The organism is Sphingobacterium deserti, assembly GCF_000757725.1.
Lineage (GTDB): Bacteria > Bacteroidota > Bacteroidia > Sphingobacteriales > Sphingobacteriaceae > Sphingobacterium > Sphingobacterium deserti.
In genome coordinates this window covers 1-10,914 of sequence record NZ_JJMU01000040.1, presented here as the reverse complement: position 1 = coordinate 10,914, position 10,914 = coordinate 1, and the positions used below count along the sequence as shown (strand labels likewise).

6 protein-coding genes are annotated in these 10,914 nt (G+C 45.8%); 5 read left to right on the top strand and 1 reads right to left on the bottom strand.

The window, feature by feature from the left end; all coding sequences use genetic code 11:
- The first annotated feature begins 687 nt into the window (after window positions 1-687).
- The 3 genes from sbnA to DI53_RS12040 are packed head-to-tail and all read left to right on the top strand — an operon-like array spanning window position 688 to window position 4,922.
- Window positions 688-1,665, top strand: coding sequence for a 2,3-diaminopropionate biosynthesis protein SbnA (sbnA, locus tag DI53_RS12050; RefSeq protein WP_037499717.1), 978 nt, complete (start codon window positions 688-690; stop codon window positions 1,663-1,665).
- Between the two features lie 7 nt (window positions 1,666-1,672).
- The gene (locus DI53_RS12045; RefSeq protein WP_037499715.1) at window positions 1,673-3,523 is read left to right on the top strand and encodes an FAD/NAD(P)-binding protein; all 1,851 of its coding nucleotides are present in this window, start codon (window positions 1,673-1,675) and stop codon (window positions 3,521-3,523) included.
- Window positions 3,501-4,922: an alanine racemase gene (locus DI53_RS12040; protein ID WP_037499713.1), complete on the top strand. Its 1,422-nt coding sequence runs from the start codon at window positions 3,501-3,503 to the stop codon at window positions 4,920-4,922. Before DI53_RS12045 ends, DI53_RS12040 begins: the two co-directional genes overlap by 23 nt.
- A gap of 14 nt (window positions 4,923-4,936) precedes the next feature.
- Here DI53_RS12040 and DI53_RS12035 read toward each other — a convergent pair whose 3' ends face one another.
- On the bottom strand, window positions 4,937-5,560 hold the full coding sequence (locus DI53_RS12035; RefSeq protein WP_037499711.1) for an FMN-binding negative transcriptional regulator: 624 nt from the start codon (window positions 5,558-5,560) through the stop codon (window positions 4,937-4,939).
- Between the two features lie 540 nt (window positions 5,561-6,100).
- On the opposite strand from DI53_RS12035, the gene DI53_RS12030 reads away from it, so the two are divergent.
- Entirely contained in the window at window positions 6,101-9,376 is a 3,276-nt protein-coding gene (locus tag DI53_RS12030) for a SusC/RagA family TonB-linked outer membrane protein (protein WP_071790490.1), read from the top strand.
- Between the two features lie 19 nt (window positions 9,377-9,395).
- Window positions 9,396-10,914, top strand: a 1,519-nt coding sequence (locus DI53_RS12025; RefSeq protein WP_037499709.1) for a SusD/RagB family nutrient-binding outer membrane lipoprotein, incomplete at its 3' end; no start/stop codon positions are given.

The following is a 10,914-nucleotide window of genomic DNA, read 5'->3' as shown; positions in this document are numbered from 1 at the left end:
CCTTTTGCCCTACAAAAGGAACGCCCTGTCCTGGCTAAGGACGGAAAGGATGTGGGATGGGATTGGTATTGAGTAATGTGTAGTACGTAATGCGAAAGGTATTCTATTTATATCGCTTCCAACCATTATTAAACGAAATGTCGCATCGAAAGCTTTGCAATATGTAGACATTTGCCATTGCACAAACCTCCCCTGCAAAGGTTTCAAGCGACGGGGTTTTGATTACTTTTGCCCTACAAAAGTATTTGCCTTGCCGCGGCATGCGGCGGAAGGGTTTAGCGTAGGACAATGCGTTTAAGAAACCATACTACCCTTACAAAAGTATTGCCTTGTCCTAGCAAAGGACGGATGGATTGAGGCTGGATGTTGCTTTCCATCATTGTTTGTACGCAATGATGACACCTTATTTCCTATCGGCCTCCAATAGAAGGACGGACTTAAGCGCCAAAGGTTTTTCACCATGCCAATTTAAATGAATCTTCCTAGAGCGATCTCTCGAATTTGCCGACCGGTAATTATACTTTTCAAACGACCTCCGTTTTTTGAACCTTTAATCAGCATGGACGTTCTATTAAAGCGATAGACTTAAGCAAACATATGGACGTAAGTAAATTACGCTTTTGAGAACGAAAAGGGAAGGCCGGAAGTGTTGCGAAAAGCAGTCGAACTCACGTAGAACATATTTATATGCAATTAACGCAGACCAAACAATTCGCCGATAATATTTTGGCATGTATAGGGAACACTCCGCTTGTGAAGATGGATAAACTTTTTCCGGATCTTCCTATGGCAATCTTTGGGAAGCTGGAGATGCTAAATCCCGGCGGAAGTATTAAAGATCGGTCGGCAAAGCATATCCTTGATTGTGCTATGCAGGCGGGCTTGATAAATAAAGACAGTGTAATTATAGAATCTACCTCAGGAAATATGGGAATTGGACTGGCACGAATTTGCCACTATCACGGCTTGAAGCTTATGTTGGTTACGGACCCGCACATCAATCCACTGGCAGAAAAAATACTAAAAACATTTGGTGCCGAGATTGTAAAAGTTGATAAGCATGATGGGAAGGGTGGCTATTTAAACTCTCGATTGGAGAAAGTTGCGGAGTTGCTACATAACACGCCAAATAGCTTTTGGCCCGACCAGTATCATAATGCCGACAATCCTGCCGCACATCGACAGACATTTCGGGAGATTGTGCAGAGCATGGGCGCAGCGCCAGATTATCTTTTTGTGCCCACGAGCACCTGTGGCACGTTACGAGGCTTCGCCGATGCTATAGCCGAGCAGCACGCCCTAACAAAGGTGATCGCCGTTGATGCAGAGGGCAGCCTCATCTTTCAGGATAAAGCTAAACCGCGCATGATTCCTGGAATGGGTGCCAGCCGGAAATCGCATTTTTTAGATATGCAGCAAATACATGATGTCGTTCATGTATCCGACGAAGAATGCATTGCGGGATGCAGACATCTGCTCGATACAGAAAGCATATTGGCTGGTGGCTCGTCAGGAGCTGTCGTCATGGCGATCAAGAAATATATGGCGAATGTGGAAAATGATGCGACCATTGTCGCCCTCATCCCCGACAGCGGAGAACGATATCTAGACAGCGTGTATTCTGAAGAGTGGATCCAAAAACATTTTCCATCCAGCACCTATTAATAGATATATGGTTTGGAAGACAATACATATCCAGGATGATGCAAAAGCTGCTCGGCACCATATAGCCCGCTACCTTAAAGATCCGGATGCTATGGAAGAAGTTGCTATGCCGCCAGAGAGGCCTACGATAGCCATCGTGGGCGGCGGTCCGAAGGGAATGTACGCGCTAGAGCGTCTACTGAATGACCTTACTGCGTCTGCTGAAAACGACCATATTCATATTCTTTGGGTAAATGAAAGCAAGGACTTTGGGAGCGGAAACAACTACCAGGTAGACCAACCAGACTACTTGCTGATCAACTATTGTATAGGAAACATTGACGCTTGGAATCGCGAAATCGTGAATGCCAACATTCCTAGCCAACCCACTTTGTTGGATTGGGTTAAAACGTACCGCAACAATGATACAGTGGTTCGCCCGACAGACTACGCGTCGCGCGCGCTGGTAGGATGTTATCTGCAAGCTACGCTGCAGCAAATTTTGGATAGCGTGCCGCCCCATGTGTCGATTTCGCTAGTGCAGGCAAAGGTAGAGGACATCCGATATGCGGCCGATTTTTCTATCAAACTTCACGCATCATCAACACTTTTAAAAGCAGACTACTTGCTTTTAGCTACCGGACATTGTTATGAAAATAACAGTTTGATTAGCGCTGATGCTGTGCAATCTGAATTACGCGGTAACTATTTCAAAAGTGCCTATCCGGTGAAAAAGCTCGACATGATCCCGGCACAGGCAGACGTTGCAGTTGTTGGATTAGGACTAACCTTCATCGATGCGGTTCTACATTTGACAGAGGGCCGTGGCGGAAAATTTGCAGTTGACGGCTCCTATTTACCATCTGGTGAAGAACCTCGGGTATACGCGTTCAGCAGAAAGAATGTTCCCATTTTGCCTCGCGGACCGATTTATGGTGAAGAACGGTATCAACTTCGGCCCGCAACAATCGCCCAACTTCAGGCCTTTCAAACAGTAATGCAGGAACAACATCTCGATTTCAACAAGGAGCTATATCCGGTTTTGAACGCAGAAGCGCAGTACGCATACTACAGCACTTTGCTTAACGATCGCGACGAACGGGTGGTTGCGCGCCATATTGCTACGCTTTCGGAAAGAGAAACGTTTACTTTAGACAATTTGTTGTTTCCTGAGTCAGTCTCCGACCATGAAGCGATGTTGAAGCTATTGCGTGATACCATCGCCCATGCCGAATCTGGCGAATTGCAAGCGCCGCTGCTGGCCGCTTCTGCAGTGTGGCGTGAAGCAACAAAATGGGTAGGCGAGCTGTATCAATACGCAGGTTTTACAAGCGAGAGTCAAGAAGTTTTTGACACGCAGTTCTTCGGCGCTTTTTGCCGCACAAGCTTTGGCCCGCCTATTGAAAACATGAAAAAAGTATGGGCACTGGCGGAAGCAGGAATTCTTCGCTTCCCAGCAACAGAGAACCCTACAATACATTACAAAAGCGATGGAGTTACATTTGAAATTAAGGGCGAAAACAATAGCTTCGCTTGCTCTTACCTCATAGATGCCCGAATAGGTCGCAGCAATTTGAAGAAGAAAAATGCACCGCTTTATAGTGCACTCTATCAAGCTGGCCTCGTAACCGCATTTGCTAACGGGGAATATCAGCCGGGCTGCGTAGCGATGGATACAGATGGTCGCACTACGGCCTCGCCAAACGGATCACACCCGCCGCTGTTTTTCTACGGTACGCCAACCGAAGGTGTTTTGCTAGACAATGACTCCTTATCACGGAAAAGAAACGATACAGGCTCGTCTTGGTCTAATTTTGTGGTCAACGACCTTCTAAGCTTACAAAAAAACAATACACATGAAGCCTATAGCGAAAGATAAATATATCCCATTAAAACCGATAATACACCCTTGGATAGAAAAACTGCTAGCTGATAAAGATCTCTTGGCAGATACCGTGAAGCAGCAATGCTCACCGGTCAATATACAGAGCGTTACGCCTTTTGCAGAAAACATAGCGGAATACAAACGTGTGTTCGAACAGTATGAACTAAAGCATAAAATCTTCTTTGCGCGCAAAGCAAACAAATGCCTAACCTTTGCCAAGGCCGCAGCAGCCGCCGGCGAAGGCGTAGACACGGCGAGCCATAAGGAGCTACAGCAGTGTCTTGAAGCCGGCATCCCGGGAGATCAATTGATCTTGACAGCCGCTATCAAAAATATACCGCTAATTGAGCTTGCTGTCGAAGAGCATGTCACCATCATTATCGATAATATGGATGAATACGATTCGTTGGATAGTATTGTTCTTGCGAACGAGACAACAGCAAAGATCAGCCTGCGGATAGGTGGCTTTACGCTGGATGGCAAAACGCTGCCCACCCGCTTCGGCTTTCCTCTTGATGAAGCATACAAACTGATAACGGAACAAATCAAGAAACATCCGTTTCTTCGGTTTTCAGGCCTGCATTTCCATTTAAATGGTTACGCTATTGATCAGCGTGTGGCAGCAATTGCGCAATCTATAAAATTGATTGATGACCTTGCAGCAGCGGGAATATCGTGTGAACATTTAGATATAGGTGGAGGATACCTCGTCAACTATCTGGCGCACAAAAAGGAATGGGAGGCTTTTCATCAGGAGCTAAAACAGGCTGTATTGGGACAGCGACCAGCGATTACCTACCAAAATGATCCTTTAGGCATGGTCCTTATCGATGGAAAGCTCCATGGGGAACCCACCGTCTATCCCTACTATAACGAGTTACCGAAGGCGGTCTTCCTAGAAAAAATTCTGTCTAGCGAGGATGTGTCTTACGGTCAGCCTATCCACGAGTTGATCAAAGCACGCAACATAGAGCTACGAATCGAGCCAGGCCGCTCCTTGCTGGATCAAGCAGGCATCACCGTTGCACGAGTCGTGTTTCGTAAAAATGATACGGAGGGGAATTTGCTAGTCGGCTTAGAAATGAACCGCACACAGATGAAAAGTTCCAGTGCCGACTTTTTGTTGGATCCGATCCACATCACCCACCAGTCTACGGAATTACAAGAACCCGTAGATGGGTATCTCGTTGGTGGCTATTGTTTGGAGCAGGAATTCTTGCTAAAACGTAAAATACAATTCGCCACCTATCCAAAAATCGGTGATTTGATCATATTCCCAAATACAGCTGGTTACATGATGCATTTCTTCGAGTCGCAAGCCCATCAATTTGCACTAGCCAACAACGTCTTCTGCACCGCAGATTTACAAATAACAAAGCACGATGGAGATTAAAAATCTCCATCAATTTATGGTTCCTGCCGATGCGTATACACCTGCATATATTCGGCTAAGGCTCGCTCCTCGGGCCGGTCGCTGTGGGATAAACTCCCAATAATCCTTTCCTTTTCTTGGCTAGACTTGTTTTGACTCAACTTTTCCTGCCCCTGCAGCTCACTTACTTCAATCCGAAATGCTTCAAGCCCTCCCAGCATACCGGATTTAAACGGTTCCGAAAGCGAGGCCCACTGCTGCTGATAAGCTGGCTCGTACGTTTGAATCATCGCCTCCAAACTTTTTACTTTATCTTCCACATGGGTTAATACAGTGGCTTTACCATACGCGTGAACGGCAATATAATCCCAGGTCGGAACGGATTCAAGCTTGTCGTAATGTTGAGGGGAAATATAAGCATGTGGGCCGGTGAAAATAACCATACACGCCTGCCCATCAAGGTGCCTTATTTGCTCGTTCGCTTTCGCCATATGCGAAACCAAGTAGAGTTTATCACCCTCTTCTTCGATCACGAAAGGTAAATGTGTTCCAATAGAGCGCCCTGAATGATTTGTTACCAAACACGCAAAGCTTTGGCTTTTCATCAAAGCAATCTTAGTCGATTCTTCAGCTATATTAAATCTTTTCGGTATGTACATGCTACGAATTCATTATCTAAAAACGAATATACTTTTTTGGAAGGAACTTCTTTAGGAGAGTTTTACATCAGCACCGATTTTCTTTTAATTGAAGTATTCTATGAGGCCATTAAAACTTGGCCTTTGTTCTCAAAGGTTCGCCGCGGGCTATAAGATGTATTCTTTATTCAGCGATTTTATGGCCAGCAAACTTTGATTGTTCAACGGCGCCATCCTGCAAACTGTAGCCAGTATCGCCGCATTATTTCTCGCAGCACATCATCGATCAAAAAATTAGCCGCAATTCCAACTAAAACGTTTTTTCAGTAAAAGACACGGAAAGATAACATCGGTTTAACATAAGCTGCTGAATAATTGCCGAAGCTTATAAATTCTTTATCTAAACCTTATTTGGAAATAATATTCAATTAATGCTGCTCTAATACTTTTGTGACGCACAGAAAAAGATACACAGCTCGGTCTACATCTCATGCAATGTGCCTAAACAGTAAAGCAAAATATTATCCGTACCCCAATCTTATGGTTATCTTTCGTAAACAAATGAATCGGCATCAAAACAATGCCAAGCGAGCCACAGGTGCATCACTGCTCTTGTACAGCCTGCTCTTAGGTACTCTTCCTTTAAGTGCCGTTTTGCATAATCCTATTTATGCACAGCAACAGACAAACCGTGTTACAGGTCGCATCGTTGATGCAGATGGTAAAGCACAGTCCAACGCAACCGTACGCGTACTACAAACCGGCTTTACCACCAGCACGGATGCGAACGGAAATTTCAGTGTCAATCTTCCGACAGGAAACTACACTATTGCCGTTAGCCATATGGCTTTCGAAACGGTAAATCGGGAGGTTGTCGTAAAAGCCGGCGCGAACCCACAATTGAATCTTCAGCTCAGCAATAAATCCAGCGCATTAGATGAGGTCGTCGTTACCGCGCTCGGTATCACGCGTGCTGCAAAATCAGTAGGTTATTCGGTACAACAAGTTGATGGCGATTTGATCAAAGAAGCGCATGAAACGAACTTAGTCAATACCCTAAGTGGTCGCGTGGCCGGGGTCAACGTCACCAATTCATCTGGTGGTGTTGGTGCATCCTCCAATATTCAGATCCGTGGGCAGAACTTTGTCAGCGGTTACAACTACAACAACTCGCCGTTATTTGTTGTGGATGGTGTTCCCATCAGTAATAACAACGAGCAATCTACGCGAGCTTTCACTGGGCGCCAGGATTTCAACAATCCAAACATGACCTCCGGAGAAGGCGAAGTGGATTACGGAAATGCGGCTGGCGAGATTGATCCCAATGATATTGAAAGTATCTCTGTATTAAAAGGACCAAACGCAGCAGCGCTATATGGTTCACGCGCGTCAAACGGCGTTATTCTAATCACCACAAAATCAGGAAAAGGAAGTAAGGGTGTCGGAGTATCGTTCAATACACATGCGGATATTGGAACCCCGCTAAAATTGCCTGATTACCAATATCAGTATGGTCAAGGGCAATACGGCATATATGAATATGTAGATGGTATGGGCACAGATGCATCGAAGTATGATGCCATTATGGAAAACTGGGGGCCTGCACTGAACGGACAGCTGATCAAGCAGTGGGACTCGCCGATTGACCCCGCTACTGGCGAACGCATAGCAACCCCATTCGTTGCCCACCGCAACCAACTCCGTGATTTCCTGGAGACAAGCAGAACATTCACCAACAACCTTTCGGTCGCGGGAAGCAATGAGAAATTGAACTACCGTTTCTCCTACACCAATCTTAACCAACGAGGAATGGTGCCCAATACTGACCTGAAACGAAACCAGATAGGCCTGAACACCGGCTACCAGATTATCCCTAAACTTCGACTTGATGTGGCGATGAACTGGGTAAATTCAGGCAGTAACAACAGAGCAAGTTATGGCGCAAAAAATGAGGACGCCATCATGCGTATCTTTCTTTTCATGCCGAGAAATCTGGACATTAATTCTTTGAAAGATTATTGGAAAGAAGGCACTAATAATACGCAACAGAACTCGCCCATCTTCAACATGAACGGAACCGTTTGGAACAATCCTTATTTTGTGGCCAACGAAAACCTAAACGGCAACGACCGCGATCGGGTATACGGAAATGTAAAAGCGACTTATGATATCCTTCCGAACTTAAAGTTTATGGCACGCACCGGTCGCGACTTTTATAACGATAAGCGTACAATGCGCCATGCGGTGTCCTCTAGCCAACATAAAAATGGTTATTATCAAGAAGATGATGTTTATTTCTTGGAAACAAACCACGACATGTTGCTTACCTACGACGAGCGTTTTGCAGACGCATTCTCTGTCAATGCATCCGTCGGTGGCAACTTGATGACGCAGATTTCAAAACGTTTGGGCGCCATTGCACCTCGCTTAGCTATTCCTAACGTGTATAACCTGACCAACAATGCGGCACCTATCCTAGCAGGTAATGTTTACCAAGAAAAGCGGATTAATTCGATCTATGGAACGGCGCAGCTGGGTTATAAGGACATGATTTACCTTGACCTGACCGGCCGTAATGACTGGTCGAGCGCGTTGCCAAAGGCAAATAACTCGTATTTCTATCCTTCGGCATCATTAAGCGTAGTCGCTTCTGAATTGCTAGGCTGGACAGGAAGTCAGATCAACATGATCAAACTACGCGGTGCTACCTCCTCTGTACGTCGTGATTTGGAACCCTACCGCACACGAACCAACTTCTTGGTATCGCAAGGTTTTGATGGCTTAACTGTCGCTACGCACAACAATAACTTTCCGAATGAAAATATCCGCCCGGAAAAAGTTGTCTCCTATGAATTTGGCTTTGACTCCCGCTTCTTCAACAACCGCTTAGGCTTAGATCTTACCTATTACAAAAGTAGAACCACAGATCTTATCATACCGGTAACGCTTAACCCTTCTTCGGGTTACGATACCAAATTGATGAACGTGGGTGAAATGACCAACCACGGTTTGGAAATGATGCTTAATGTGACGCCTATACGAACGGAAAATTTCTCGTGGAATGTATTCGTAAACTACTCGTTCAATAGAAACCGCGTGGTGTCGCTATCTGAAGACCAAGGTATCACCCGAATCCGCCAACTGGAACGTTGGGCATCACTCGAGTTGCGTACGGAAAACACCAAAGGTGATGGTTCATTTGGATCACTATATGGCGATTACCTGATCTATAATGAAAACGGCCAGCTAACGCATAGAAATGGTCGTCCGCAAGAAGAAAATGGTGACTGGGGCTATCTGGGTAACGTAAACCCGGATTGGATCGGAAGTATAGCCAACGATTTCAGGTATAAAAATCTAAGCTTAAGCTTCCTCTTTGCTGGTCAGAAAGGTGGTGTCGTTCACTCACGTACCTATATCGATGGCATAAAAGCCGGGAGCTTGCCAGAATCACTTGCTTTTCGTGATGCGAATGGTGCCGGAACTATTGTTGGTGAAGGTATAGACCTGGATACTGGACAACCGAATGCTGTTGCCGTTCCTGTCAGAGATTACTGGCGTTCGTATTATGATAATGACCGCATCGCTACGTTTGACGCTTCATACATCAAGCTGCGGGAATTAAAGATCGGCTATGCCCTGCCGAAGAGTATGCTAGGTCGCACGCCGTTAAAAGGAGCATCCGTCTCTTTGATTGGTAGAAACCTCCTATTGTGGTCCGATGTGCCACACATTGATCCGGAAGTTTCCGCTTACGATGGTCAATTCGTGGGTGTAGAGGCGATGTCGCTACCGTCCATGAGCACTTACGGCATGTCCATCAGCGTCAATTTTTAATTTAAAGAAAGTAAACAGCATGAAAAAATTTATTCTGAGTCTCGTTACCGCTGCTCTTGCCTTTCAAGCATGTAGCAATTTTGAAGAGATAAACATAGATCCAAACAATCCACCTACCGTTCCACCCGAGCTACTGCTCCCCCCTATTATCAGTGGCGCCGTGGGCACCATGGCAGCTAGTGGAACACGGGCCGGCCAGTATGTACAGCACTTAGCCTATCCGGGCGGCACCAGCGAAGGCGATGGACGTTATAATTTAACAGGTGCGTCCTGGCGCGAGGAATGGAATGGTGCGATGCGCCTATTGAAAGATATCAATCAGCTAAAGGATATTGCACAAAATGCCAACCAACCACAGTATGAAGCGCTTGCACATATCAATAAGGTGTACATTCTTTCCCTCATGACGGATGCCTTTGGCGATATTCCGTATGATCAAGCCGGTATGGGCAATATTGATGGGATGGAATTCCCGATGTTTCAATCGCAGGAAGAAGTGTATGGTTTGATGTTAGCTGATCTGGAAAAAGCAAATCAGTTGTTGGCGAATCTTCCCGCAAATGCGACCATTACCCGCGACATCTTGTACAATGGCAATGCGAGCTCTTGGCGCAAGTTTGCAAACTCCCTCAAAGTACGGATACTGATGCGCCAGTCAGCCAAGAAAAATGTCGCTGCTGAAGTTGCTGCAATTTTTAACAACGCTACGCAATATCCGGTATTTGAAAGTGTGGAAGATGCTGCAACGTTGGTGTACGGGAATAATGGCACTAACTTTTATACCTGGTTTATCCAAAACCCACCTGCGGATGGCAGTGGTGTTAACTTCGGTGACAATGCCCGCATCAGCACCACGTTAGCTGGTTTACTAACCAATGCTACCGATCCGCGCTTACGCATTTACGCAGCACCGACGCGCAATTCTTTTCGGGCAGGTGCGACAGCTATCTATCGCGGACAACCGGCCGGATTAAGTTCTGATGAACAGACGGCTTACTATAGAAGCAATAACCTGAATGATGGTGATTTTTCTGTCATCAGCCGCCGCATCCGTCAGGAAAATCGTGCCTTTTTAATGACCTATGCTGAGCTACTATTATTGAAAGCAGAAGCTATGCATCGGAATATGGGCGTTAATGGAAACGTCGCCGATGTTTACCAACGTGCTGTAAATGCATCATTTGATAAATGGAAGCAAGTAGGATCGCTTACGCAAACGCAAAGCCCTTTTATCGATGAAGCACAAAAAACAGCGTATTGGTCGGTACCCGCAAATGCTTACAATGCCCAGCGCGGCATGACACAAATCGCCGAGCAATATTACATCGATAGTTTTCTGAACGGGTTTGAGGGTTGGGCCTCTTGGCGCCGCACCGGCATTCCCCAAATTAAGCCCGGACCATCGGTACTATCGGCTATCCCTGTACGTTATGTTTATTCAGACAACGAACAGAATAATCCTAGTTTAGTGGATTGGGTAAATGAAAATATGGGCGGAAAAATGCCTGATCACAATGTCAAGGTTTGGTTTCAACCGT

Coding starts and splice junctions, on each gene's coding strand:
- DI53_RS12040 (WP_037499713.1), top strand. CDS start 3,501: ATGAAGCCTATAGCGAAAGATAAATATATCCCATTAAAACCGATAATA.
- DI53_RS12035 (WP_037499711.1), bottom strand. CDS start 5,560: ATGTACATACCGAAAAGATTTAATATAGCTGAAGAATCGACTAAGATT.
- DI53_RS12030 (WP_071790490.1), top strand. CDS start 6,101: ATGAATCGGCATCAAAACAATGCCAAGCGAGCCACAGGTGCATCACTG.
- sbnA (WP_037499717.1), top strand. CDS start 688: ATGCAATTAACGCAGACCAAACAATTCGCCGATAATATTTTGGCATGT.
- DI53_RS12045 (WP_037499715.1), top strand. CDS start 1,673: ATGGTTTGGAAGACAATACATATCCAGGATGATGCAAAAGCTGCTCGG.